Raw genomic sequence first — 25,288 nt, forward strand, 5'->3', positions numbered from 1 at the left:
AACCAATCGGGGATAAACAAGAGAGGATTTTCATTTGAGAATCCTCTCTTTTATTATTGTATAATTAATATAAATACTTCACTTAAGAAAGAGGGCATAATAAGTGGCATCTATTCCAGATCAATTAACAGAAAAACTTATTTCTATTCGTCGGCATTTACATGAAAATCCAGAACTATCATACGAAGAATTTGAAACAACAAAAGCGATAAAAAATTGGTTAGAAGAGGCCGATATCACTATTATGGATTCCAACTTAGAAACAGGGATTATCGCTGAAATTTCTGGTAATAAAAATGGACCAGTTGTAGCGATTCGTGCTGATATCGATGCTCTTCCTATCCAGGAAGAAACAAGCCTTCCATACGCTTCAAAAATACAGGGTAAAATGCATGCTTGCGGGCATGATTTTCATACGGCCGCTATTATTGGTGCAGCTTATTTATTAAAGGAAAAAGAATCTTCTCTTAACGGAACTGTACGCTTTATATTCCAGCCAGCTGAAGAAAGCAGTAATGGTGCTTGCAAAGTTATTGAAGCTGGACATTTATGTGGCGTACAAGCTATTTTCGGTATGCATAATAAACCTGATTTACCAGTAGGTACAATCGGTATTAAAGATGGGCCACTAATGGCCGGAGTTGATCGATTTGAAATTGAAATTCACGGAGTTGGTACACATGCAGCTGTACCAGATGCTGGCGTAGACCCTATTGTCGCATCCTCTCAAATTGTTATGGCACTGCAGACAATTGTAAGTCGAAATATAAGTTCATCTCATAATGCAGTTGTTAGTGTTACAAACATCCATTCAGGAAACACGTGGAACGTTATTCCTGAAAAAGCTACGTTAGAAGGAACTGTACGTACATTCCAAGCTGAAACACGTGAAAAGATTCCAGCATTAATGGAGCGTATTATTAAAGGGGTTTCTGATGCACTAGGTGTAAAAACAAAATTCCGATTTTACCCAGGTCCTCCTGCTGTTCATAACGATAAAACACTCACTAATCTTTCTATTCAAATTGCAGAGCAAATGAATCTAAACGTTATCTCTCCTACACCATCAATGGCCGGAGAAGATTTTTCTTTTTACCAACAAAAAACACCAGGTTCATTCGTCTTTATGGGAACAAGTGGTACACATGAATGGCATCATCCATCTTTTACAGTAGATGAAAAAGCATTACCTATTAGCGCGGAGTATTTCTCCTTATTAGCCGAAGAGGCTATTCATCAATTAGCACATACAAAAAGCCGTTAAGTTAATCCTTAACGGCTTTTGCCTATGCGGTTAAATCTCGTTTTATAAATACTGTATAAGAAATCCCTAGAAATACAATTAAATACAGAAGAAGTATACAAGAAGCGAATGGGAATGTTACTCCATCAATAAAGCTTCCATTCTTTGAAATACTATATAAATCTGTGTTTGCTGGCAATAAATATTTCGCCCATTCATATCTAGTTGCTGCTATTAACGCAATATTTCCTGATAAAGCAAGAAATAGCGAAATACCAATTGCGCCGCCACTAGATCTCGTTAAAACAGAAATCATAAACGCAAACGCTGCGTACACAATAGTTGGCAACCACGATAAAACATAATACTTACTTACTTCCATAAAAATGTTTTGTTTTATTATATTTCCATCTCGGAAAATAAATTCACTCCATGCAGGCTGTTGGAATTTATAAATAACAAGTCCACATAAAGCTGAGAAAATCATATTAAATATAAACAATAACGCTGCAAATAACACGATCGCTAAAAATTTTGCTGTTAAAATTTTAAATCGATTTGCCGGACGGATCGTTAAAAACTTATATGTTCCCCAGCTATATTCATTCGCAAAAATTGTACTTGCATACACGAGAATAAACGGAAGCAAAATTGGAAATACGATAAAACCTGTATCTCTCATAAATGAAAGCGGTGAACTACTTGACGGTGCTATGTCCGTATCTAAATGCTTCATTTTAAGCTGATATTCCTTTACAAGCTCGTCCCCTGACTTTTCTGCTAAAATATCCGCTTTTTTCATGCCGAGTTTTTTCTCAATTTCTACAGTACGTTCTGTATAATCCACTTTCCACCCTTTTGTTTCTGGCTCTAAATACTTGACAGTAACCCATCCTAATCCAACAATTAATACTGCAATAACTGCAAAAGGAATAATCGTTCGCTTTCGCTTAAATATTTTATACAACTCGTTATAAACTAAATTAAACAATATCTTTTCCCCCTGTTAATTCTAAAAACTGCTCTTCTAGCGTTTTTCTTTCTTCATATACACGATAAACTTGAATGTTTTTCTCCATCAATGTACGAATAATATTTGGAATTTCTTCATCTTTCACGTTTATAACTAATTCGTTTTCTTCTACTAAAACATCGTATTCTAAAACTTCTTTCGCTTTATTCACATCATCTACACGTATATGTATTTTTTCCGTTTCTTCCTTTTTGTCACTTTGAATATTTTGTGTTGCGACATATTCTCCGTGCTGAATAATAATAACTCTGTCACACATTAATTCTACTTCTGAAAGTAAGTGACTAGATACAAGAACCGCCTTTCCTTGTTCATGTGCAATTTTCTTTATGTACATCCGCATTTCATGTATACCACTAGGATCTAATCCGTTCGTTGGTTCATCTAGTATTAATACGTCTGGATCATGAATAAGCGCCTGAGCAATTCCTAAACGCTGTCTCATACCGAGTGAATATGCTTTTACTTTACGATCAATTACTTGTCCCATCCCTAGCAATTGCACTACTTCATCGATACGTTCTTCGGTCACATTGCCATTCATTCTTCCGAAATATGTTAAATTTTCATAGCCGCTTAAGAAAGGATAAAATTCCGGTGTCTCAATTACAGCACCAATTTTCGCAGCAGTTTTTTCAAATTGCTGTTTTACAGATTGACCATCAATCCATACTTCTCCTTCTGTCATACGAATCATTCCAACCATCATTCGCATTAATGTCGTTTTCCCAGCACCATTTGGTCCTAATAAGCCAACTACTTCACCTTTTTTCACTTCAAAACTAATATTTTCTACTAACGTCTTTGAACCAATTCGCTTTGTTAATCGATCAACTTTTACGATCGCTTGCTCATTTATCATTCCATACAACCTTTCTTCTTAACTCTTTTTTTCAGTTCTTCCCACTGTATCATGATTAATAACATGTGTAAAATGAAGAAAAAGCCATGATTTCTCATGCCTTTCTCCTCGTTTCATATGACTTTTCACTTTTTAACCTTTGTATAAATCTACAACATTGCCACATCGATATTATAATGACGGTTATCATAACAACTGCTGTTACCATTATCGCATATAACGTAATTGGTGCATTTGTTACTCCTTGGATTCCTACTACTTTCATAAAAATAATAATAAATAATTTCAGAAATAACATACCATGAATTAATCCGAAAATGAAAGCTCCTCCGTAAGTTAATAATTGCTCCTGGCATAATAAACATAACATTTCTTTTCTCTTCATATTCACTACTTCATACGATCTAAACTCCTCTCTCCTACTCTGTAAAAGAGAGGCTGTCATTTTATAAGTAATGAACATACACAAAAAAATTACAAATAGAAACATTGCATAAAACCACTTTACAAATATAGGTGTATATTCCGCTTTACTTATTACATCTTCATTGAACCGGAATGATATCATAAAAAAACAAACCATTGTATTCATAGCAATCCACATAAATTGTTTTGACCTTCTGATAGCAAATTTTTGTATATTTTTTCTCGCCAACCGAAATAAAGACATAAATTTCTTCCCCTACCTCACTTCATAACATACTCCTTCTATAATACTAGTGTATAAAAATATGACATTTTAAACATCGCACTTCAATCGGAATCTTTACTAAGCCTTTAGTCCTAGAAAATAAAATAGGAATAAAACCATTTATATACTATATTTGTAAAAAGGAGGGGTTATATGCGTGTAAAATTACTGTTTATTCTTTCTTTGTTACTTTTCACTAGTTGTATCCCACTAAAAAACAATGAAGGTGCCACTGTTAAACCATATAAGTTAACAAAAGAGCAATCTGATATTTTACAAATGACTCCTATAGGAGAAGGAAATAGAATGTTTTATAACGTTACAATCAAAAATAATAAAGATGAACTCCATGCTACAATTGACTATTATCAAAATGGTAAAAAAGTAAAAGAAATTGCTAACATAGCTTCATCACATTTTTCAGAAAAGAACATAAGGCTTTCATGCATAGCACCACATCTCCAATTTGATAAAGATGTACAAGAAAAAGGCCAATGGTATATTAATATCGACGGTGGTTCAACGCTTGTTCCTGAAGAGTCCCCTCCAATCGTAAATAGTTCTGCAACTACTACAATTCAATCTACTAAAAACGTAAAATACAATCAAAAAACGATTTTAGCCGCTGTAATCCCAACAAATAAAGAAACTATAAGCGTCCCTACAATTGATGAAGAAACGGGTATTGATCTACTCTTAAAAGAAAACGAACATGTTTATCTATTTAGTATCGAGCTAAAAAAACAATAAAGCGGAAATGCAATTTAGGTGCATTTCCGCTTTATTGTTTAACAAGGTGTAGTTTTGTGTATCTTAATTAAATCCCTTCTCCGTCATGATTACTGCTCACCCTTCTCATCTTCCACTTCAATCCTTTTTTTCTCTCTTGCAATTTTTAAGAACTCTAACAGCTCTGGATTACTATTCATTTTTTTGTAAGCCACCGACATTTCTGCTACAAAATTAGAATCGCATAGTTCCTTATATACAACTTCTGTTTTATACAATTTATTTGCTGATACAGGTATTACCGTAATTCCAATACCTGCTGCTACAAGACCCATGACAGTTTGATACTCCGTTGCTTCTTGTACAATGTGCGGACTAAAACCTACATCACGGCAAAGTGATAGAATTGTATCATATAACGCTGGCCATACTGGTCTCGTAATAAATACGAACGGTTCATCCCTTAAATCTTCGATATGTATTTCGTCCTTTTCAGCAAGCGGATGTGCCTTTGGTAAACATAACGTACACGAAAGTTTTTGAATTGGTTCTAACTCAAGTAATTGCGTTGGAATTGGCGGACGTAAAAATCCAATATCAATTCGATTATCATGAAGTGCATGCACCTGATCCGGTGTTGACAATTCATGTAATGCTACAGACACTCTCGGAAATTTCTTTCTATACTCTCTGACGATTGACGGTAAAATATCATATATTGCCGCACCTACAAAACCAATTGAAAGTGATCCAACTTCTCCCCTTTGCGCACTTTGTGCAACTTCTACTGCTTTTTCAATTTGTTCAAACGCTTTTTTTACTTCTTTTAAAAACATTTCTCCTGCTTCTGTTAATTCAACCTTTCTCTTCGTTCTTGAAAATAACATAACTCCCATTTCTTTTTCTAATTGCTGAATTTGTTGACTAAGCGGTGGTTGTGTCATTTGTAAACGAGCAGCTGCTCGTCCAAAGTGTAATTCCTCTGCCACTACAACAAAATATTGCAAATGCCGTAATTCCATTTTGGACACCCTTTTCACTTTCGATTAATACATCTAATATATTAATAACATATAATTTATATATTAGACAAATATTTCGAATGAACGTATAGTAGAAATTGTTAATTCTTTTTTACAATTTTTATGTAAAAAAAGAAAGAGGTGGTTACTGTATGAAATGGTGGAAGTTAAGCGGACAAATATTATTATTATTTTGTTTCGCTTGGACAGGTGAATGGATTGCAAAACAGGCACACCTCCCAGTTCCAGGAAGTATAATCGGTATTTTTCTATTATTAATCTCATTAAAATTTAACATAGTGAAAAAAGAATGGATACAAGACGGTGCAGACTTTTTATTAAAAGAACTTATTTTATTTTTCATCCCTTCTGCAGTCGCTGTCATTCGTTACAAAGATACATTATCACAGTATGGAATCGATCTCATTTTAATTATCGTGATTAGTACACTTTGTGTCACTCTCGTAACAGGACTATTAACAGAATTGCTATTAAAGCGGAAAGGATCAACACAATGATCGGCTTTCTTTGTTTGCTATTAACACTATTCACATATTGGGTATCTAAAAAAATGTATCAACGCTGGAATTGGAGCTTACTTTCTCCCCTGCTTGTATGCCCAATCATTTTAATTACTTTATTGCTCGGATTAGATACACCATACGAAACCTACGAATCTGGTAGTCATTGGCTAACAGAATTATTAAAGCCTGCAACGGTTGCTTTCGCGTGGCCAATCTATAAGTATTTTGATCTATTAAAAAAACATGGCACTGCTATTTTAATTAATGTCATTGTCGGTTCTTTTCTTTCAGTTATTACTTCAGCACTACTAGCTAATTTTTTTCAAATTGACTCTACAATAGAACAAAGTTTAGCACCGCACATTGTAACAACACCTATTGCAATGGCTATTTCAGAAATGATTGGCGGCATGTCACAATTAACAGCGGTTTTCGTCGTATTAACTGCCTTAACTGGAGCGTTACTCGGTCCTACGCTCATACGCATATGCCGTATTAAAACAGCGCTCGCAAAAGGTATAATGCTAGGTACTAGCGCGAATGGAACCGGAACATCAAAAGCATTTGAAATCGGTCCTATAGAAGGTACAATTGCAAGTTTATCAATGCTTTTAACAGCTGGAGCTAGTTTAGTTATCGTTCCGCTTTTTTTATCTTGGTTACACTAAAAAAAGCAAGTGTTTAAACACTTGCTTTTTTATTTATATATTTATTTAAAAGCTCCTGGTCCTCTGGAAAAGATAAAGATAATTCTTTTACTTCATCAATTCCTTTCCAAGCTATTTCATGTATTAACTCATCAGGGTCTTGTATTTTCATGTTACCGCCTATTAACTTTACAATATAGTAATGCACATGAACTGGCACCCCATATGTTATCCCTTTCTTTTCACATAGTTTTTCTATAATTTTTACTTCATAACCCGTTTCTTCCCACACTTCACGAGCACAGCAGTCCTCAAGTGTTTCTCTCTCTTCTTGTCCCCCGCTTGGCACAGTCCATCGTTTTTCTTCATCTACTTTTCCTTGTAAAATTCATTCTTTTCATTCATACATATAGCTGCCGTACCAATCCATCTTTTCATCCTATCTCCCCCCATACTAAATTTCGATCTTTCTATATATATCCTTGAAAAAAGAGGAATAAAGTAAAACGATGACGAAAGATTACATCAACTTCATGAGCAGTCCCTTCTTAGAAATTCAAACAGGAAGGATGAAATTATGATTTCTAAATATGTTGTGGAATGTGTTTTTTGTGAAGAAAATCGAAAACCTCGGCAGGCTATCGTCACAGTACCCGCCACTTCGCAGCTACTAGCAATCCAAAAGGTACGGGCTGAATGCACACGGCGCTTCGGAAAAACTTTATTATTGCAAACAGAAATTAAAGAAGAATTACTCATTGAACAAAAAGAAAGCTGACCATAAATTGGCCAGCTTTCTTATCCGATCATATTTTCACATGAAGATTAGGGGCATCCTCTTTAAGGATCGGGATTTACCCATTATGTACGTTCCATAATGGTCATCGAACAATATATTTCTATACAATAAACTATTGAATAGAATAGGGCAAAACTTGTTCGCATTTTTTAGAAAAGGGATAGGGATATAATTCAAGTAATACTTCGAATACTCGAACTTTACACTCATTATATTAAAACAAATTCTTTTATATGGGAAATATGAATTACTTACATAATTCATTCGTAAAATATATTAATAGTTTTCTTTACTCTACTAACAACATACATCCAGCTAGTATCGGTGTCATAATCATTGAAAACCTTAAAAGCATCCGAGGTGCATAATTTGTAAACTTAGCTCCTATATATGCCCCTAACATTGTCCCGATTAAAACTTGTACTAATAATACATAATCTAAATACCCTTCCGAACTATATCCAAGCCCACCTCCAATTGCGATTGGTAATATAACAAGCATTGTCGTCCCTACAGATTGCTGAATTGTTAATCCTAATAGAACTATTAATCCAAGTTGGATAAAGGGTGCTGAACCAATCCCAAATGAACCAGCTAACATTCCAGTAACCAGTCCGAGACATATACATTTAATCAAGTTATCTTTCGAAAGTTCGTTATGCCCTTTTAAAGACGACCGTTCCTTTTTTTGAAATATAATTAATCGAATAAACATAAAAATTGCAGATAAAAATAACATTCCCGCTGTAAACCAGTGTAGAAGATTCGCTGGTATTAGCGAACCAAACTTCGAACCAATAAAGGAACCAATCGCTCCAAATCCCCCAACAATTCCGCCTATTACAAACACAACATTCCCTTCTCTATAATGACTTACTACCCCAGATAATGTCGTAAATGCCATAGCAGTTAGAGATGTTGCAAGAGCAACGTGAATAGGGATATGGAATACTAAAGTGAGTATCGCGATGATAAATCCTGCTCCTCCTGCTCCGACAAACCCTAATAAAACTCCCATTAATAACATTGTTATAATAATTGCCACATATTCCCCCTCCAATATTCCAATTATCTATCACATGCGCACTTCTATACAAACAAAAAGCATCCTAAATGGATGCTCTTTCTACTTTTTCTATATTAATAATATGTACTTACTCTTGATTAATCAAAATAACAGCGGGACCAGAAACAACTACTCCGGCCACTTCTATCTTTTCAAATTCCATCACTGTAATAGATATAACCCCTTCTCTTTCCATCAATTCCTTACTCAGGACTTCAGTCGGTATTGATTTCACCGTCCTACCTCCTTTTCATTTTATACAAAAAACTACCCAATGCCTCTAAATATATGCATCACCTCCACTTTCATTCCTTATTCCAGTCAAAATTCACATCCCCTTTCTATAACATATTGAAAAATAAAAAAGCACTCGCCAAAGCGAATGCCTTTCCATTATTTACTCTCTATTACTTTTAACATCCTATTAATAAATGCTGCGGATTCCCCACGTGTTGCAGAACCTTTTGGCATAAACTCATTATTCTCATTCCCTTTTACGATACCTAATCCATAAACACGCTGAACTGCCTGTTTATCATACGCTAAATTTTGATCCGTAAATGGTAATGAAACTAAACTACCTTTTATATTTTTGTATTGCAATGCACGATCAATCATAATGACAGCTTCATCACGTTTAATCGTATCATTCGGAGCAAATATATCATTTCCTCGTCCACTTATAATCCCAGCACTAGCTGCACGATTAATACCATCTACTAGTGATGAATGAGCTGTGCTTAAATCTTTGAAATTCGATTTCCCCTCTGGTAATTGCAATGATCTTGAAACTAAATTCGCAAATTCACCACGTGTTACAAGGCGTTCTGGCCAGTAAGAACCCTTTCCATCTCCAACCATAATACCTCTTTTATCTAATTCACGAATATCCGCTTCATACCAACCACCTGTAATATCATCTTTATGATTTGCATCATAATAAGCTTTTGTTCCCTGTAAGAATGGTTCCCATGCATTATTCTTTATCATAATAGCCGGACAATTCTTTCCACTCCAAAATTGATGTTTTTTCACATTTTCTAAAGGAATATTTAATTCCCCCATTAAATAGGCTGCTAGTTTGCGAGCATTTTCCACAGCTTTATTATAATCACCATCTTGATTGACAGCAATTTCAATTGCAATTGATTCTCTATTACCAGTTCCTTCTGCTCCATCTCCAGCATGCCAACCATTTTCATTTAATGGTAGATGTTGATAAATTTCTTTATCATCTACTGTAAAATGCCAAGATGCTGAACGATCAGTCGTTCCTGTTGCTTGACTGTATAAATATTGTGCATGGTTTCTAGCATTTGCTCCGACACTATAATTATCTGTCTCATGAATTGTAATGTATTTTGGTTTCATCGCATTGCCTGGACGAATATTTTCATTTCCTGTTGGTACAATCATTTCCTTTAATGGTACACCGTAAATATTCGTTGTTTTCTCTGCTGATGGCGCTGCATACATAACAGCTGCACGTTTTGTACGTGTTGGTGTTGTGTCTTGAATAAGCGAGGCCTTTGTCCCTTCAAATTTTGCTGAAGGTGCATAAATCCATTTCACCTCATTATCTATTTGGACTTGGAACCACTCTCCAACTTGTCCAATTGCAATAATTGTTTGCGGTTGTAACACTTTCTCATCTTTATATGAATTAAATGGTGCGGAATATGTAGCTGTCTCTTCATTAATTACTAACTTTTCGTTTGCCAAGCGATAAACTTCCTTAACCTCTACATTTCCTTCACTACTTTGTATCCATCCAGCTCCAGATGATGTTTCAACATAGTAAGCGTTCCCTTTTCGTTTTTCGGCTTTCACTACTTGATTAGAAAGCTGCACACCTGTCGCTTTTTGTAAATCAGCAGAATCAAATAAAGATGCTGAACTTATTATATGTACAAGAAAATCTCCTTGCGCTTCAGTTGTTACTCCTTTGTCCTCTCCACGCCCATCTTCATCTTTCATATGGTTTTCAATACTTTTTAAAGCTTGTTCGTCAGTTGAAATTGTTACGGTCTTTTCTACTGTGTCAGCATAGGAAAAAGTTGGAATCGTCACCATACTAAATACAATTGATGCAGCTAAAACATTATAAAATCCTTTTTTCATAATAATTATTTAACACGCTTATATCGAAATTCGTGTTAACTTCCCTCCCTAATCTAAAAAATTTAATACTATCTAGTAAACTTCTAAACTAAATAACCATTTACAATATAACAAACTCTATCTCATTCGTATAGATAGGAATGACTACTATTTGCCTGTTTTTTCTATATTGGAATATAGAAAAGAAGCTATAAAAGATATAGCTTCTCCTCTCACTATTTCAATCTCGTTGTACCTTATACTCTATAACTCTACCATCTTTATCAAATTGCAAAACAAGACATTCACTATCTATAGGAATGAAACTACGTTCATTCCCAAGATAGTATAGTGTAGTAATTCCCGTTTCCAAACTGCTTGTTTTCGTAGGGACCCCTAACAATTTTATGATTTCCTCGTTTGATTTCCCTATCAATTTATGCCGCTTTAATAAGTCATCTATCATATATACCCGTTTTTCCTCATCATTTAACCACCGATCCTGATTAAAGTTTGAAGTGTATTTATTTAAACTTAATTGTAAAGTGCATACTATCAATGGAATGAGAGCAACCATCATTACAATGAACAGCTGTTTCTTATCTTTATCACGTCCTGCTGATACATGTAAAACAGCCTTTTGAATAATAACTAGTAGAATAAAAGGCATTGCTACTACAAAAATACTCGTTACACTCAATGACACATGAACCATATCAATAACAAAGATAAACACAAGATACATTAATATATACAAACAAAAATAAATGTACAATATTCCCCACAATATAGAGCTTTTACCTTTCTCCACCTAACTCACCTACTTTATCCCGCTATTTACAGGCAGTGAAACTCCCACTTCAAGCCTTACTATGTTAGGTGGAAGTCGTGCTACATATAACAGCTCTGCTAATTAAAGTTTCACTTCGCAACATAATTCATCTGGCCAATCATATCTCTAATCTTTCGTAGTTCTTGAGCAGTATATATTACTTTACTTGTTAAAACTTCATTTCTGAAAAACGTTACAATTTGCTCTCTATCTTTAAATCTCGGCAATTCTTCATTAGAAAGATCAATAACTTCTTTTCCACTTTCATTTTCAAAATATACAATCGGTTTTATTTTTTCCTTTACAATATCTACTTGCATTTCTTCCAAACAATTATATAAAGTTTGAGATAGTATTTTCGCTTTATACGCTGGATTCCCTTCATTTCGTACTTGCAAAGTTAATGAAGTTCCATCCGTAATAAATTCAAATGTCTCTTCTTTTTCAATTTCATGTTGATACTTGCCAATTTCCTCAATCATAAATGAATATATACCTGCATTTTCTCTCGTTAAGCCATGGATTAATTTCCCTGTCCATTCTTTCGTCTCCAGTAGATAAATACCAGTTTTACATAAGATGAGATGATGGATTCGATTATCGTTTACGTCACGTTTATGTCTATCTTTATTACTTCTCATAAAGATATTCGGCACAATATGAAACTCATCTTCTAGTATGATTCCTTGCTCAACAAAACCTCGTTTCATATAATGTAATGTTTCATGTGTATTCACTTCAGCACCATTTTTGGTATACTCTCGTAAATCCGCAATTAAATTTTGAAACATATGTAGGTCATTACTATGCCTATCTTGCATTTCACTACGTTCTTTACTATGTTGAACAGCTAGTTGATTTTTCATCATACGCATATTTTCAAGTTCTCTAGCTGTACTAACTTGTAAATCATTATATTTTTTCTGTTCCATATTCTTTAAAGTACTTTGTTGTTCTTTATGCTCTGTAATCGTAGCTGCAATTTCACTTTCATACGTTTCAATCGCTTGTTTCTTTTCAAATTCTACTTGCTGGCTCTCTGATTCTAACTGTTTATTTTTATAAAACAGTACAAACACTGCAGCTAATAATATTAAAATTCCACCTATTAGCACATACTCCATATTTTTTCTCCTTTATTTCACGTCCGATTATTTTTATAAATATTTCGATTATATTATACTATGCTTTTAATATACACTTTGTAAAAATTATATATTTTTTATAAAAAGGCATCTCAAGTAAGATACCTTTTTATAGTAAAACTGCTGGTAAAAACCCATTGGTATTGGTCAATTGTCCAATAATCAGTGTGGACAATCCTCATCAATTAAAGTTTTACTTTATTACACACCATATTGAATATAACTTGAATCATAGTATACCCATTGATTTGTCCCTAAGCAAAGCCATCCATCTTGCTTACTCCATACTCGATATGATTCACCATGATGTAACTGTCTTATAACATTCCCGTTTAATGATGGAGCGTCTCGCAGATTCACATTATCGCCAGTAATAGTTGCCACATAATGTTTATACTGAATATAACTTGAATCATTATATACCCACTGATTTGTCCCTAAGCAGAGCCATCCATTTTGTTCTCCCCAAACTTCATATGATTCGCCACGATTCAATTGGCGAATTACACTAGACTGTAAAGATGGTCCACTTCGTAAATTCACATTATCTCCATTAATTACAGCAACTCCATATACTGGTGTTGCATTATTAGGCGCGGAAACATTACCTCCACCACTTGCTCCATTTTCTTGTAAAGCTTCTAATGAAACAGCTGCTGATACATCACAATTTCCCACACCTGAAATTTGACCAGAATCTGTGTACTGCCATGCTGTCCACTCTGTCCATCCGCCAGCATCAGCAGGCGGTGTACTAGAATATCTGGAAATCCAAAGTGGAATGTCACTTAACCCGTTAATTCCAAATTCACTAATATACCAAACTCCTGTATATAACATTACATTTTTCCCAGTAGCTTGTTTCACATAATTCACGAAACTTCTTGCCCAATTCGATATAGTCGCACCCGTTAAACTACTATTGCTAGTATCCGTTGGCGATTCTAAATCTAAAACAGGAATTAAGTCCGTCTGATTACTCTGTAATATATTCACAAAATATTTCGCTTCTGAAATGGCATCATTTTGTTCTGGGTGCGCAAAATGATATGCACCGATTAATACATTCGCATTTCTTGCAGCTTGTACATTTTGAACGAAAGTAGGATCAATACAGTTCACGCCTTCCGTCGCTTTTGCATACGCCGCTGGAATACCTGATGACTTCACAGCATTCCAATTAATGTCCCCTTCCCAATGAGACACATCGATAAACGTAACATTTGAACTGGATCTATTTTGCATATAAAAGCTCCTATCAAATTTTTTATTCCGTATACAATATGTACAACTTAAGTTAGTGGACACGACGTTTATGCTATAGTAATAAAGTTCTAATATATTTATTTTGTCGAGATGTTTAAGAAGAAAGTGGAATTGAAACTACACCGTCCATCATAAACTCCATTAATACACTTTTAACATCTCAAAAGAGGCCTTGTAATTACAAGGCCTTTTGTAAACTCCCTTTATTTTGCAATAAATACATATTATAGTATAGCCCTTGTTTACTAAGTAACTCCTGATGTGTTCCTCTTTCTATGATTTCCCCTTCATGCATAACAAATATTTGATCCGCATCTTGGATTGTAGACAATCTGTGTGCAATCGCTATCGTTGTTCTGCCTTTTCGCATTTGCTGCAATGCCGTTTGGATAGCCTCCTCTGTTTCTGTATCAATATTTGCCGTCGCTTCATCTAACACTAATACTTTCGGATTGGTTGCTATCGTTCTAGCAAAAGCAATTAATTGCCTTTGACCACTAGAAAATGCAGCTCCTCTTTCGACAACTTCTGTATCATACTGCTCTGGTAATTTTTCAATAAACGTATTCGCTTGCACAAATTTTGCCGCTTCCTCTATCTCTTCATCCGTAATCTCTTCATTATACATACGAATGTTTTGCTTTACATTTCCAGCAAATAAAAATGCATCTTGCAGCACAAGGCCAATTTTCTTTCGAATTTCTTGTTCTTCAAACTTTTCTAAATCTACTCCGTCTATTACAATATTTCCTGATTTAATATTGTAAAATCTCATTAATAAATTCATAATCGTACTCTTTCCGCTACCAGTATGCCCTACGAAAGCAACCGTTTGCCCTGGCTTTACGTGAAAAGATACATTTTTTAAAACGTCACGCTTTCCATCATATGAAAAAGTAACATCTTTAAACTGAATTTCCCCGTTAGCTACTCGTGGCTGTTCACTCCCCATTTGAACAGGAGCTAAATCTTTATCATCCATTAAATGAAATACACGCGATGATGAAACAAGCGCTTGCTGGAAGAAGGATAGTTTCATCATCATCTCATTGACCGGCTGGAAGAAACGATGAATATAGTTAACGAAAGCATATAAAACCCCTACTTCAACAGGACTCTTTAAAGCATCGATTCCGAATAAACCAAGTACTAACGCAATTGCTACAATATGAACAAGATCTGTTGCTGGACGTAAAAGTAATGCATCTAGTTTCAATGTACGACGTCCAGCACTAAAATGTTTATTGTTCACTTCTTCAAATTCTTTTCTCATCCGCTTTTCTTGCCGGAACACCTGAACAATATTCATACCTTGAATGGACTCATTTAACTTTGCATTTAATACACTCAGCTGATTACGTACCTCTAAATAAAAAGCTGCACTTTTCCGTCGATACAACACCATAATTGCAAACATTATCGGAATTAATATGAGCGAAAATAGCGCTAATTTTACATCTAATAAAAACATCGCTACTAAAATCCCTACTAAAAAGACTACATTTTTCACGAATGTTGATAGTACACTAACATAAAAATCCTTAATCGCTTCTGTATCATTCGTTATGCGGGATACGAGCGTACCAATCGGCGTACGATCAAAGAAGCTTAATGACAATTTTTGAACATGTTCATACACTTCAACTCGCATATCTTGGACAATCTTAAAAGCGATATTTTGAAAGTACAATAAGTCTAAATAAGTAAATAATACTTTTAACAAATGAGCAATAATATACACTACAAATAGAGTTACAAGTGCTGATTGTTCAAAGTTACCTGGCACTAAGTGTTCATCAAGAAATTGTTTAATTAAAAAAGGACCCATCATTTCAGTTACAGTTGCACCAACTAGAAATAAAAATGCTAACGCTAATAACCCTTTATAAGGCCTCATATAAGAAAGCAACCTTCTTAAATCACTCCGTTTTTTCTCAGCCATCATACGCCTCCTTTCTCTACTAATGCCTCTAACTGCTGGCTTTCGTACATTTCTTTATACCAACCATTTTCTTTCATTAATTGCTCATGTGTCCCTCGCTGCATAACCCTACCTTCATCAATAACAAGAATAAGATTTGCATGCTGAATAGCACTTAAACGATGGGCAGTAATAATCGTCGTTTTCTCTGCCCTTTCTCGTTTCAATGCAGTTAAAATAGTTTCTTCTGTTTTTGCATCTACGGCTGATAAACAATCATCTAATATTAAAATTTCAGCATTTGTTAATAATGCACGCGCAATAGAGATTCGCTGTTTTTGACCTCCTGATAGTGAAACGCCCCTTTCACCTACTACAGTGTCATACCCTTCTGGAAATTGAAATATATCATTATGAATACAAGCAATATCAGCAGCCCGGGTAATTTCTTTATATGTAGCATCGGCCTTTCCAAAAGCAATGTTCTCCCCAATACTCGCTGAAAATAAAAAGTGATCTTGCGGTACGTATGAAATTGCAGAACGCACACCGTGAAGTGTTAAATCTCGAATATCCCGCTCCCCAACTTTTAATTCACCATTAAAATGATCATACTCTCGAATTAAACATTTTAACAACGTCGTCTTCCCTGCACCGGTACGTCCTACAATTCCTAACGTTTCACCTTTTCTTAAATTAAAGTAAATATCTTTTAAGTTTAATAGTTCATTTTTTTTATAAGAAAACGAATCAACAGCGAACGAAACATCACCACTTGCTATAGTGTTTATAGCATTGTCCCTATTCACTACATCTGAAGTTTGTGAAAGTATTTTCTCCACACGATCATACGAAGCACGTCCACGCTCCATAATATTAAATAGCCATCCAAACGCTAACATTGGCCATACAAGTGTCCCTAAGTATGTTGTAAATGTTACCAATTCCCCTACAGTTAATTCTCCCCGTACGACTAATAATGAACCGTAACAAATTGCGATCAAAAATGAAAATCCGACAATTAAGGAAATCGTTGGATCGAATAACGAGTCAATACGTGCAACTAGCATATTTTTATGTACGACATCTTCAGATTTTTTCCGAAACGCTTGTAAATCCTCTTTCTCTTGTCCAAGTGAGCGAATTACCTTCATCCCACTCATACTTTCTTGTACTTTATCATTGATTTCAGAAAACGATTGCTGTGCTTTATGAAATCTTCTATGCAATAAAGTTCCATAATAATTTGTAGAAATAGCTACAATTGGCATCGGAATTAAACTTAATAACGTTAACTTCCAACTAATTGTAAATCCCATCGCTACGAGTACACATCCTCCAACAGCTAATGAATCAACAAGTGTTAAAACACCTGACCCCGCAGTTTGCTGAATCGCCTGAATATCATTTGTCGCATGTGCCATCAAATCGCCTGTGCGACGTGATTGATAAAAGGATGGGCTCATCTTAGTAAAATGTTCATATAGATTCTTTCGCAGTTGACGAGCTAGTTTTAAAGAAGATCCAAAAATCATAATACGCCATAAGTAACGTAATATATACATCGTAATTCCTACAACTACTAATAGAATAACCCAGTTCAACAATTTTTCAGACGTTAATGTTCCATTATTAATTTCATCTACTACAATCCCTAGTACTCTTGGCGCTACAAGTTCAAGAAGCGCGACACCAAATAACATAATAATTCCGATTATGTACGCTCGTTTTTCTTGCTTAAAAAACCAAGCTAAATTAAAAAACACTTTCATATTTATCCTCCTCCCTTAAAATGAGCGATGTTTTCAGTTTACCAAAAACACAGAATTTTTAAAAGTTTTAAACACTTATTATATCCAAAAGAAAAGGGCACTCGGTAAGAGTGCCCTTTAGCGCTTATTTCGTTTGTTGCTTGTTCATCGCGCTCATCATTTGATTGATTTTCTTTTGGGAAGGTTTTTGCCCCATTTGCATCATCATCATTTTTAGCATTTGTTCGTTAATTGGTGGATTTTTTTGTAAATAATTCATCATATATTTGCGGGCAATGAAAAATCCTAACGCCACGCCTGCTACTAGTGCTACTACGCCCACTAGAATACCTAACCACATTGGCATATCTTTTCCTCCTTCATGTTGTCTACCTTACAGTGTACTAAAACCTTTTCAATAAGACAAGATACTATTCGACATTTTTTACACATATGTTCGTACTTGTTTGAGAGGATTTAACCAGCCGTACTTTTTATTTTCATAATCCATCGCTAAAAATGTTAACTCACACTTTCTAAGCACCTCAAAGAAAGTTGTTTCCATGGATACATTTCCAGAAGTATTCATTCGAATATATTGTGATTTCACGACTATTTCGCCGTATTCAGCTCCTGTATAAAGCGTATGAGTATAATTCGTTCTTTCATATTTGCCAAGAACACGCAAAGCTTGTTCTAATTTATGATGAATTTTCATTACTTGTAACGGCATCGTAATATACGTCATTTGTTTATATAATACTTTTTTCTCCGAAAGGGACCCAGATTCTGAAAATCGAGCAAATAAATCAAAAAACAAATATTCACGACCAAAGTAAGCTTTCGCAATATCCTCTTGAATTAAATACAATTCATACGTTTTCATTTTTCCCCTCCCAATCTGGACAACCTTTTCCCTACATTATATAAGAGAAAATTTGCAATGATTGTCTGACTACGGAGAGAGAAAAAACTTTTTCTGTCGAAAAAACTCAACTACATAGAAAAATCTCCCCATGCTGGAGAGATTTTTCTAAAATCATTAAAGCATTTCTTTTACTTTACGAACAACGTTCTCTACAGTAAATCCATACTCTTCCATAATCTTCTCACCAGGAGCAGAAGCACCGAATGTATCGATACCTAGTACATCTCCATCAAGACCTACGTAACGGTGCCATCCGATTGTAGCACCCATTTCAATTGCGAAACGTTTCGTTACTGCTTTTGGTAGTACAGATTCTTTGTACTCAGCAGTTTGAGCTTCAAAGCGATCCATAGATGGCATGCTAACAACAGCTGCATCAACGCCGTCTGCTGCTAGAGCTTTTTGCGCTTCAATTGCTAAGCTTACTTCAGATCCAGTTGCAATTAAGATTACATCAGCAGTTTCTTTTTTGCTTGCAGAAACTACATATGCACCTTTTGCTACTTTTTCATAAGTGTCGTCTTTTGCACCTTCTAATGTTGGAAGATCTTGACGAGTTAACACTAATGCAGTTGGTGTTTTTGTTGATTCTAGAGCTAGTCTCCAAGCTGCAACTGATTCGTTACCGTCTGCTGGACGAATAACAGAAACGTTTGGCATTGCACGAAGTGCTGCTAATTGTTCAACCGGCTCATGTGTTGGACCATCTTCACCAACAGCGATACTATCATGTGTGAATACATACGTTACAGGCAATTGCATTAATGCTGCAAGGCGAATTGCTGGACGTAAGTAGTCAGAGAATACGAAGAACGTACCACCGTAAGTTTTTAAACCACCATGTAGTGCAATACCGTTCATTGCTGCACCCATCGCAAACTCACGAACACCGTACCAAATGTTTTTACCGCTGTAATCAGCTCTTGTGAAGTCTTTTTCGTTATTCATGTATGTTTTGTTAGAACCAGCAAGGTCAGCTGATCCACCAAAGAATGATGGTACAGACTCTGAAATAGCATTAATTACAGCACCTGAAGAATTACGTGTTGCTGCTTTTGATCCTAATTCATAAGTTGGTAAGCTTTGTTCCCAACCTTCTGGAAGAAGACCATTCATTGCTGCTTGCAACTCGTTTGCTAATTCTGGATATGCTTGTGCATATTCACCTAGCATCGTGTTCCATGCAACTTGTGCAGTCTCACCAGCATCTTGTACCGTTTTACGGAAGTTGTCATATACTTCTTCTGCTACATGGAAATCTTGTTCAGCAGTCCAAGCATATGCTTCTTTCGTTAATTTTGTTTCGTCTACACCAAGCGGAGAACCGTGTGAAGCTGATTTTCCTGATTTGTTTGGAGAACCGAAACCAATTGTCGTTCTTACTTCAATTAGCGTTGGGCGTTTTTCGTCAGCTTTCGCTTCTTCAATTGCTTTTGCAATTGCTTCAATATCATTTCCATCCTCAACACGGATAACTTGCCAGCCGTATGCTGTATAACGATCTTCTACACTTTCAGAGAATGAACGATTTAAATCGCCATCTAAAGAAATATCATTTGAATCGTATAGCACTACAAGACGACCTAAGCCTAAGTGTGCAGCTAATGAAGATGCTTCAGCAGAAACGCCTTCCATTAAATCGCCATCACCGCAAATAGCGTATGTAAAATGATCCACTACATTGTACGCATCACGGTTATACTTTGCTGCTAAATGTCTTTCAGCCATCGCCATACCAACAGCTGTTGCAATACCTTGTCCAAGTGGACCAGTTGTTGCGTCTACACCTGCTGTGTGACCATACTCAGGATGTCCTGGAGTTTTACTTCCCCATTGACGGAAGTTCTTTAAATCATCCATTGTTAAGTCATAACCAGATAGATGAAGTAGGCTGTATAGTAACATTGAACCATGACCTGCAGATAATACGAAACGATCGCGGTTAAACCACGTTGGGTTATTTGGATTGTGTTTCATAAATTGAGTCCATAATGTATAAGCCATTGGTGCTGCACCCATTGGCATTCCTGGGTGACCAGAGTTTGCTTTTTCAATCGCATCAATGGATAATGTGCGAATCGTGTTGATAGAAAGTTGTTCGATTGAATGTGACATGCTATTCTTCCCTTCGCGTATGTTAGTAAACGTTTTATACATTTATATGATAGCTTCCCACGCAAGATTATACAACATGTATCGACAAATATGTTGATGTTTTTTTGATTTTTTATAAAAAAATCAATGTTTCCGGGAATGTATGGGTATTCAATATGACATACTTTTTTACTGTTTTTATTTTAGGAAGAAAGGGAATTATCTGTATTTTTATGCAAAAACATTAAATTCACAAATAAAAAATATATCATCCATCTTCCATTACTCTGCGAAACAAATGAATACAACGCTCTAACTGAACATAAAGAACATCCTCATTAAGACAATCTCATTTTGAACCGAAATACGATCAATAATAATTGTCATCAAAATAATACCTCCACGAGATCATTTGCTTAATATAAAGTGAAACTTTAATCAGTGGGGGTTTTGTTCATCCCCCACTGATTATTAGCCCTCACCAATCGAGCTTTTACGGGCAGCAGGGCTTCCACCTAACTTCTTTGCTCCACCTGAATTTTGAGGTGGGAGTTTTACTGCCCACAAATAGCAGGATAAAAATGAAAAGCATATCAATTCCACCTGCTCCTACTAATTCTAAAATAACCATCACGCGTATATTCTCCTCAATATGCTTATACTACATACACACCCTTCTCGTAATCATTACTTCTACTGGAACCGGATCAACAGATTCGGTTTATTCACTTATTAACTTCTAAACAAGCGCATAATAAAAGACATATCAATAGATATGTCTAAATTCATCATTCACTATGTACTGAAACGATTGAAGTAGTATTACAACTGGAAAGCTATTACTCATGTATCTTTCTATTAATATCAAAAAAGATGGGCTATGCCCATCTTTTAATTTAATTTTGCATTATCTTGCTTTTTTAGAGCTTTTAATTTCGTCGGTGTAACATCCGTGCCTTCTTCGTTAACGACTTTAATTCCTTTTAATTCGTTTAACATATTTTGACGAAATCCTTTTAAATATTGTTCACGTAGCGATTGGCGCTCACGTTGTTCTTCTTCAGTTAAGCCTTCAGCTTTTGCTTTTTTCGCTAAGAAGTTAATGCGTTCAATGAGTTCGTGACTTGGCATCTCGAATCCCCCTTCTACTCAAAACTGATTATTATCATACAATAGTTAGTCCTCTTTATCAAGCAATTGCTTTGTATATTCTACATATCTTCGATGTACAGTTGCTTTTGAAACATCATGACCAAAACCACGAAGTGTTGCTGCAATTTCTTCAAAAGTTAATTCATTCCGGCGTAAACGTACAATTTCCTCAATTGGCACTTCTTTTTTCTCACGTCCTATACTTAAATGACGATTTTTCAAATTATTCTCCGGACGAAATCCTTTCTCTACCGCCCTTTGCATGCCACGCTTAATTTTTAAATTGTGAATCTTTCTTTGATACTCTTCCACAATTCCAATTATATCCAACACCATCGAGTCAGAATCCGAAAGTTGTAATTCACCATTATGCGTATGTGTATACACTTTTATTCCTTCTTTATGTAAACAATGCATTAATGCAATCTTCGCATTCCCTCTACCAAGACGCGTTTCATCTTGTATTAAAAGTACATCAACTTGTTCATCTCGAATTGTATCTAATACTTCTAATATACCATCACGTTCAATTGTATAGCCACTAGCCTGCTCTTCAATCACTTTTATCACATTCATTTGATAGCGCTCAGCTAAATGCAATAATTCATCCTTTTGACGCAATAATGATGTTTCTTGCGCTTCTTTTGTTGTACTGACACGCGCATAAACAATTGCATTCATTTTGAACCCTTCTTTCTCGCTTTATTTTCCCTCTAGTGTATCATAAATCTCCCTATCGTTCGAACTTATGTTTGTAGAATGTTTTTTCGCATGTTATACTTATTAATAAGAAAAACGAAAGAAAACGAGGTGTTAGAAAACATGGAAAAGTTAACGAAACGCCAGCAAGACATTCTCGACTTTATTAAGCTAAAAGTACAAGAAAAAGGATATCCACCTTCCGTACGTGAAATCGGTCAAGCAGTCGGCCTCGCTTCTAGTTCTACAGTGCACGGACATTTATCACGACTAGAAGAAAAAGGATATATTCGACGCGATCCAACAAAACCACGCGCAATTGAAATTTTAGGTGACAACCGAATGGAGACAGAAACACAATCTGTTATTCAAGTTCCAATCGTCGGAAAAGTTACTGCTGGTTTACCGATTACAGCAGTCGAAAGTGTAGAAGATCACTTCCCACTTCCAGCTAGTATCGTTGCTGGAGCAGATCAAGTGTTTATGTTACGCATTTCTGGAGATAGCATGATTGAAGCTGGTATCTTTGATGGTGATTTAGTTGTTGTTCGCCAACAACAGTCTGCATACAACGGTGAAATTGTAGTTGCTTTAACAGAAGATAACGAAGCAACTGTTAAACGTTTCTACAAAGAAAAAGACCATTTCCGTCTACAACCAGAAAACGCTTCTCTAGAACCTATCATTTTAAAACAAGTGTCAGTTATCGGAAAAGTAATTGGCGTATATCGTGATTTACATTAAAAATAATAAAAAGAAGATAATCCCCTTATTTATATAGGGCGTTATCTTCTTTTATATTTTGATAGATTTCCGTTCACTCAAAAGAATACATTACATTAATTATTAACGAGTTTCAATAGTAACGTCTCCAGCAGCGGTTTTACCGCTAATCTTTTTACTTCCATTACCGATCGTTATATTTTTATTTTCTTCATTAAAAATTGTCACATCTCCGGCAGCGCTTTGCCCAGTTACAACTGCATCTTGTGGTTTTTCCAATAAAGTAATATCTACATCTCCAGCGGTTGAACTTGCCTCTAAATCATATTTAGAATCATGATCAATAATATCTATATCCCCACTAGCCGTTTTGGCTGTTGCTTTCCCTATTACTTTTTTAAAATTCACCTCACCAGCTTTTGTATATCCCTCCACACTCTTTGCTGTTACATGTTTCAAATCCACTTCTCCAGCTAGTGTTTCAACACTTACGCGGTCACTTTTCACATTACTTATTTCTATTTGTCCAGCGGATGAATTTACTTTTATCTCTTGATAAGAACGTTCAGGTACTAATATAGTCAATGCAGGCGCTTGAAATCCGAAATTGTAAAATGAAAAATCAAATGAAACACCTTTTTCTATTTCCCCTATAACTTTTAATGTGTCACCATCTTCAGCAATACGAATCTCCTGTTTACTTATGTCTCCTGTTTGCTTTACATAAAAAGAGGAATCAGGAGATTTTTGTACAACAATATCTCCAGCATCTAACTTAACTTCTACATTTTTTAGCGTTTCGTTTTTAATAACTTCTTCCTTATTTCCTTTCTCCACAGTTTCTACTGCTTTTTTATATGTTTGTGAAATCCCTATTACTCCAATAATGATACAAGCGATAGCTACTAATAATATTTTTTTCATCATCTACTCCCCTTTTATCATTTTGAAGTTCCATATTACATAGCGCACACATAATCTTTTAAACCACTTCGTACTATAATAAGCTACAATACATAACAACAAACCTACTCCAACAAACGTTATACTAACGAAAAGATCCAACCATATAAAAGTACCCATGAACACTTTTAAAATAACGAAAAATGGTGTCACTACACTAGCAATACCACCCACCCAAAAGGAAAATATAAAAGCTATAATTGCAATTAATGGGCCTAACACAATAATAAAGTTAAACAAACTAAGTCCAACCGCTGCCATGACAGCTCTTGTTATATTTGAAGTCGATGGATCTTTTTTCATCTCATCAAAGCGATACAAAGCAAGCAAGTCTTTCGCAATTACCTTCGGAGAGCCAAGTCCTTTTATTATTTCTGATTCAGTTTTCCCCTCTTCTATCCCAAATTGAAAATGCTCTTCATAATCAAATAAAATATCTTGTCGCTCTTCTTCTGGTAACTTTCTAAGATGACTTGATAATTCTTTAAGAAACCGTTCTTTACTCATCCCATTCCACCCCTTCAATAATTTCTTGAACACCTTTAGCAAAATCACGCCACTCTGTTACTAATAACGTAAGTTGCATCTCTCCTCGCTCTGTTAACTGATAATATTTACGGGGCGGTCCTTCCGTGGATTCTTTTAAATATGTTTGAAAATATTCCTCTTTCGTTAAACGACGTAATAGCGGATATACAGAGCCTTCCGATATTAAAAATTTATTTGAAATTTGCTGAACAAGTTCATAACCATAACAATCCTTACATTTTACAAGCGCCAATACACACAGTTCTAACACACCTTTTTTAAATTGAACGTTCAAGGACAATCCCCCCTTTCTTATTTCAGTACCGTTCAATAAACAGTACCTATTATATCCATAATATACCATCAGGTACTATTTATTGCAAGGTACTATATTTTTGCAATTTTATTTATCAAACACACCCACAACATCAAACACTGAGCAAAACATACAATATCGAAGAAATACAATAGCATTTTAAATAATCTCCTTGATTTTTCCGGGCATTTTGCGGACACCTATTCAATTTATTTCACCAGCACCTATGTTGCCCACAAATAAAAAAGCCCTAA

The 25,288-nt window shown here is 35.2% G+C and carries 26 protein-coding genes and 1 pseudogene; 6 read left to right on the forward strand and 21 right to left on the reverse strand.

The window, feature by feature from the left end; all coding sequences use genetic code 11:
- Nucleotides 1–103: 103 nt before the first annotated feature.
- A complete protein-coding gene (locus tag BAU27_RS09800; protein ID WP_071770773.1) occupies nucleotides 104–1,264 on the forward strand; it encodes a M20 peptidase aminoacylase family protein in 1,161 nt (386 codons plus the stop codon).
- A gap of 22 nt (nucleotides 1,265–1,286) precedes the next feature.
- Here the strand turns inward: BAU27_RS09800 and BAU27_RS09805 are convergent, their stop codons facing one another.
- The 3 genes from BAU27_RS09805 to BAU27_RS09815 form a co-directional block, all read right to left on the reverse strand.
- Nucleotides 1,287–2,234, reverse strand: coding sequence for an ABC transporter permease (locus BAU27_RS09805; protein WP_071770774.1), 948 nt, complete (start codon nucleotides 2,232–2,234; stop codon nucleotides 1,287–1,289).
- Nucleotides 2,227–3,138 (reverse strand): ABC transporter ATP-binding protein, encoded by a 912-nt coding sequence (locus BAU27_RS09810; protein ID WP_071747710.1) that lies wholly within the window; start codon nucleotides 3,136–3,138, stop codon nucleotides 2,227–2,229. Before BAU27_RS09810 ends, BAU27_RS09805 begins: the two co-directional genes overlap by 8 nt.
- A gap of 94 nt (nucleotides 3,139–3,232) precedes the next feature.
- Nucleotides 3,233–3,808 carry an FtsX-like permease family protein gene (locus tag BAU27_RS09815; RefSeq protein WP_071770775.1) on the reverse strand — a complete coding sequence of 192 codons (576 nt, stop codon included), beginning with the start codon at nucleotides 3,806–3,808 and terminating at the stop codon, nucleotides 3,233–3,235.
- Nucleotides 3,809–3,982: 174 nt separating this feature from the next.
- On the opposite strand from BAU27_RS09815, the gene BAU27_RS09820 reads away from it, so the two are divergent.
- Nucleotides 3,983–4,579, forward strand: a complete 597-nt coding sequence (locus tag BAU27_RS09820) for a histidine kinase (RefSeq protein ID WP_071770776.1) — start codon at nucleotides 3,983–3,985, stop codon at nucleotides 4,577–4,579.
- Between the two features lie 89 nt (nucleotides 4,580–4,668).
- Here the strand turns inward: BAU27_RS09820 and alsR are convergent, their stop codons facing one another.
- The gene (gene alsR, locus BAU27_RS09825) at nucleotides 4,669–5,580 is read right to left on the reverse strand and encodes an acetoin biosynthesis transcriptional regulator AlsR (protein ID WP_071770777.1); all 912 of its coding nucleotides are present in this window, start codon (nucleotides 5,578–5,580) and stop codon (nucleotides 4,669–4,671) included.
- A 152-nt stretch (nucleotides 5,581–5,732) separates the two neighbouring features.
- On the opposite strand from alsR, the gene BAU27_RS09830 reads away from it, so the two are divergent.
- Both BAU27_RS09830 and BAU27_RS09835 read left to right on the forward strand, forming a co-directional pair.
- Complete coding sequence (locus BAU27_RS09830; RefSeq protein ID WP_000872360.1) at nucleotides 5,733–6,098, forward strand: CidA/LrgA family holin-like protein; 366 nt, start codon at nucleotides 5,733–5,735, stop codon at nucleotides 6,096–6,098.
- A complete protein-coding gene (locus BAU27_RS09835; protein ID WP_071747714.1) occupies nucleotides 6,095–6,772 on the forward strand; it encodes an LrgB family protein in 678 nt (225 codons plus the stop codon). Before BAU27_RS09830 ends, BAU27_RS09835 begins: the two co-directional genes overlap by 4 nt.
- 13 nt (nucleotides 6,773–6,785) lie before the next feature.
- Here the strand turns inward: BAU27_RS09835 and BAU27_RS09840 are convergent.
- Nucleotides 6,786–7,189, reverse strand: a pseudogene (locus tag BAU27_RS09840) (NUDIX domain-containing protein).
- A 139-nt stretch (nucleotides 7,190–7,328) separates the two neighbouring features.
- Here BAU27_RS09840 and BAU27_RS09845 point away from each other — a divergent pair.
- Complete coding sequence (locus BAU27_RS09845) at nucleotides 7,329–7,529, forward strand: DUF3903 domain-containing protein (RefSeq protein WP_071770778.1); 201 nt, start codon at nucleotides 7,329–7,331, stop codon at nucleotides 7,527–7,529.
- A 310-nt stretch (nucleotides 7,530–7,839) separates the two neighbouring features.
- Here the strand turns inward: BAU27_RS09845 and BAU27_RS09850 are convergent, their stop codons facing one another.
- The 13 genes from BAU27_RS09850 to BAU27_RS09910 all read right to left on the reverse strand — a co-directional run bounded on the left by BAU27_RS09850 (nucleotide 7,840) and on the right by BAU27_RS09910 (nucleotide 22,486).
- Nucleotides 7,840–8,595 (reverse strand): sulfite exporter TauE/SafE family protein, encoded by a 756-nt coding sequence (locus BAU27_RS09850; protein ID WP_071747717.1) that lies wholly within the window; start codon nucleotides 8,593–8,595, stop codon nucleotides 7,840–7,842.
- Nucleotides 8,596–8,704: 109 nt separating this feature from the next.
- On the reverse strand, nucleotides 8,705–8,851 hold the full coding sequence (locus tag BAU27_RS09855; RefSeq protein WP_000836278.1) for a BC1881 family protein: 147 nt from the start codon (nucleotides 8,849–8,851) through the stop codon (nucleotides 8,705–8,707).
- A 158-nt stretch (nucleotides 8,852–9,009) separates the two neighbouring features.
- Complete coding sequence (locus BAU27_RS09860) at nucleotides 9,010–10,737, reverse strand: S-layer homology domain-containing protein (RefSeq protein ID WP_071770779.1); 1,728 nt, start codon at nucleotides 10,735–10,737, stop codon at nucleotides 9,010–9,012.
- A 220-nt stretch (nucleotides 10,738–10,957) separates the two neighbouring features.
- The gene (locus BAU27_RS09865) at nucleotides 10,958–11,527 is read right to left on the reverse strand and encodes a hypothetical protein (protein ID WP_071747719.1); all 570 of its coding nucleotides are present in this window, start codon (nucleotides 11,525–11,527) and stop codon (nucleotides 10,958–10,960) included.
- Between the two features lie 110 nt (nucleotides 11,528–11,637).
- The gene (locus BAU27_RS09870; RefSeq protein ID WP_071770780.1) at nucleotides 11,638–12,672 is read right to left on the reverse strand and encodes a nuclease-related domain-containing protein; all 1,035 of its coding nucleotides are present in this window, start codon (nucleotides 12,670–12,672) and stop codon (nucleotides 11,638–11,640) included.
- Nucleotides 12,673–12,894: 222 nt separating this feature from the next.
- Nucleotides 12,895–13,938, reverse strand: a complete 1,044-nt coding sequence (locus tag BAU27_RS09875) for a GH25 family lysozyme (RefSeq protein WP_071770781.1) — start codon at nucleotides 13,936–13,938, stop codon at nucleotides 12,895–12,897.
- Between the two features lie 199 nt (nucleotides 13,939–14,137).
- Complete coding sequence (locus BAU27_RS09880) at nucleotides 14,138–15,901, reverse strand: ABC transporter ATP-binding protein (protein ID WP_071770782.1); 1,764 nt, start codon at nucleotides 15,899–15,901, stop codon at nucleotides 14,138–14,140.
- Nucleotides 15,901–17,652 carry an ABC transporter transmembrane domain-containing protein gene (locus BAU27_RS09885; protein ID WP_071770783.1) on the reverse strand — a complete coding sequence of 584 codons (1,752 nt, stop codon included), beginning with the start codon at nucleotides 17,650–17,652 and terminating at the stop codon, nucleotides 15,901–15,903. Before BAU27_RS09885 ends, BAU27_RS09880 begins: the two co-directional genes overlap by 1 nt.
- A gap of 124 nt (nucleotides 17,653–17,776) precedes the next feature.
- Nucleotides 17,777–17,998, reverse strand: coding sequence for a YneF family protein (locus BAU27_RS09890; protein WP_001132292.1), 222 nt, complete (start codon nucleotides 17,996–17,998; stop codon nucleotides 17,777–17,779).
- Between the two features lie 78 nt (nucleotides 17,999–18,076).
- Entirely contained in the window at nucleotides 18,077–18,517 is a 441-nt protein-coding gene (sirA, locus tag BAU27_RS09895) for a sporulation inhibitor of replication protein SirA (protein ID WP_000860649.1), read from the reverse strand.
- 156 nt (nucleotides 18,518–18,673) lie between these two features.
- Nucleotides 18,674–20,674 (reverse strand): transketolase, encoded by a 2,001-nt coding sequence (gene tkt / locus BAU27_RS09900; RefSeq protein WP_071770784.1) that lies wholly within the window; start codon nucleotides 20,672–20,674, stop codon nucleotides 18,674–18,676.
- A gap of 870 nt (nucleotides 20,675–21,544) precedes the next feature.
- A complete protein-coding gene (locus BAU27_RS09905; RefSeq protein WP_001139098.1) occupies nucleotides 21,545–21,784 on the reverse strand; it encodes a DUF896 domain-containing protein in 240 nt (79 codons plus the stop codon).
- A 45-nt stretch (nucleotides 21,785–21,829) separates the two neighbouring features.
- A complete protein-coding gene (locus tag BAU27_RS09910) occupies nucleotides 21,830–22,486 on the reverse strand; it encodes a YneB family resolvase-like protein (protein WP_071747725.1) in 657 nt (218 codons plus the stop codon).
- 141 nt (nucleotides 22,487–22,627) lie between these two features.
- Between BAU27_RS09910 and lexA the strand changes: the two genes are divergently transcribed.
- Nucleotides 22,628–23,248, forward strand: coding sequence for a transcriptional repressor LexA (gene lexA, locus BAU27_RS09915; RefSeq protein ID WP_071747734.1), 621 nt, complete (start codon nucleotides 22,628–22,630; stop codon nucleotides 23,246–23,248).
- 102 nt (nucleotides 23,249–23,350) lie between these two features.
- Here the strand turns inward: lexA and BAU27_RS09920 are convergent, their stop codons facing one another.
- From BAU27_RS09920 to BAU27_RS09930, 3 genes are read right to left on the reverse strand one after another with little or no spacing between them, the layout of a single operon-like run.
- Nucleotides 23,351–24,154: a DUF4097 family beta strand repeat-containing protein gene (locus BAU27_RS09920; RefSeq protein WP_083595936.1), complete on the reverse strand. Its 804-nt coding sequence runs from the start codon at nucleotides 24,152–24,154 to the stop codon at nucleotides 23,351–23,353.
- Entirely contained in the window at nucleotides 24,155–24,697 is a 543-nt protein-coding gene (locus tag BAU27_RS09925) for a DUF1700 domain-containing protein (RefSeq protein ID WP_071770785.1), read from the reverse strand. It abuts the gene before it with no gap.
- The gene (locus BAU27_RS09930; protein WP_071770786.1) at nucleotides 24,690–25,013 is read right to left on the reverse strand and encodes a PadR family transcriptional regulator; all 324 of its coding nucleotides are present in this window, start codon (nucleotides 25,011–25,013) and stop codon (nucleotides 24,690–24,692) included. The genes BAU27_RS09925 and BAU27_RS09930 overlap by 8 nt, the downstream gene beginning before the upstream one ends.
- Between the last annotated feature and the right edge of the window lie 275 nt (nucleotides 25,014–25,288).

It is taken from the genome of Bacillus sp. NH11B (assembly GCF_001884205.1).
Taxonomy (GTDB): domain Bacteria; phylum Bacillota; class Bacilli; order Bacillales; family Bacillaceae_G; genus Bacillus_A; species Bacillus_A proteolyticus.

What these genes read in the sequence shown, in the direction of transcription:
- BAU27_RS09810 (WP_071747710.1), bottom strand. Translation starts at nt 3,138, where the DNA reads ATGATAAATGAGCAAGCGATCGTAAAAGTTGATCGATTAACAAAGCGA.
- BAU27_RS09815 (WP_071770775.1), bottom strand. Translation starts at nt 3,808, where the DNA reads ATGTCTTTATTTCGGTTGGCGAGAAAAAATATACAAAAATTTGCTATC.
- BAU27_RS09820 (WP_071770776.1), top strand. Translation starts at nt 3,983, where the DNA reads ATGCGTGTAAAATTACTGTTTATTCTTTCTTTGTTACTTTTCACTAGT.
- alsR (WP_071770777.1), bottom strand. Translation starts at nt 5,580, where the DNA reads ATGGAATTACGGCATTTGCAATATTTTGTTGTAGTGGCAGAGGAATTA.
- BAU27_RS09830 (WP_000872360.1), top strand. Translation starts at nt 5,733, where the DNA reads ATGAAATGGTGGAAGTTAAGCGGACAAATATTATTATTATTTTGTTTC.
- BAU27_RS09835 (WP_071747714.1), top strand. Translation starts at nt 6,095, where the DNA reads ATGATCGGCTTTCTTTGTTTGCTATTAACACTATTCACATATTGGGTA.
- BAU27_RS09845 (WP_071770778.1), top strand. Translation starts at nt 7,329, where the DNA reads ATGATTTCTAAATATGTTGTGGAATGTGTTTTTTGTGAAGAAAATCGA.
- BAU27_RS09860 (WP_071770779.1), bottom strand. Translation starts at nt 10,737, where the DNA reads ATGAAAAAAGGATTTTATAATGTTTTAGCTGCATCAATTGTATTTAGT.
- BAU27_RS09870 (WP_071770780.1), bottom strand. Translation starts at nt 12,672, where the DNA reads ATGGAGTATGTGCTAATAGGTGGAATTTTAATATTATTAGCTGCAGTG.
- BAU27_RS09875 (WP_071770781.1), bottom strand. Translation starts at nt 13,938, where the DNA reads ATGCAAAATAGATCCAGTTCAAATGTTACGTTTATCGATGTGTCTCAT.
- BAU27_RS09880 (WP_071770782.1), bottom strand. Translation starts at nt 15,901, where the DNA reads ATGGCTGAGAAAAAACGGAGTGATTTAAGAAGGTTGCTTTCTTATATG.
- BAU27_RS09885 (WP_071770783.1), bottom strand. Translation starts at nt 17,652, where the DNA reads ATGAAAGTGTTTTTTAATTTAGCTTGGTTTTTTAAGCAAGAAAAACGA.
- BAU27_RS09890 (WP_001132292.1), bottom strand. Translation starts at nt 17,998, where the DNA reads ATGCCAATGTGGTTAGGTATTCTAGTGGGCGTAGTAGCACTAGTAGCA.
- sirA (WP_000860649.1), bottom strand. Translation starts at nt 18,517, where the DNA reads ATGAAAACGTATGAATTGTATTTAATTCAAGAGGATATTGCGAAAGCT.
- tkt (WP_071770784.1), bottom strand. Translation starts at nt 20,674, where the DNA reads ATGTCACATTCAATCGAACAACTTTCTATCAACACGATTCGCACATTA.
- BAU27_RS09905 (WP_001139098.1), bottom strand. Translation starts at nt 21,784, where the DNA reads ATGCCAAGTCACGAACTCATTGAACGCATTAACTTCTTAGCGAAAAAA.
- BAU27_RS09910 (WP_071747725.1), bottom strand. Translation starts at nt 22,486, where the DNA reads ATGAATGCAATTGTTTATGCGCGTGTCAGTACAACAAAAGAAGCGCAA.
- lexA (WP_071747734.1), top strand. Translation starts at nt 22,628, where the DNA reads ATGGAAAAGTTAACGAAACGCCAGCAAGACATTCTCGACTTTATTAAG.
- BAU27_RS09920 (WP_083595936.1), bottom strand. Translation starts at nt 24,154, where the DNA reads ATGATGAAAAAAATATTATTAGTAGCTATCGCTTGTATCATTATTGGA.
- BAU27_RS09925 (WP_071770785.1), bottom strand. Translation starts at nt 24,697, where the DNA reads ATGAGTAAAGAACGGTTTCTTAAAGAATTATCAAGTCATCTTAGAAAG.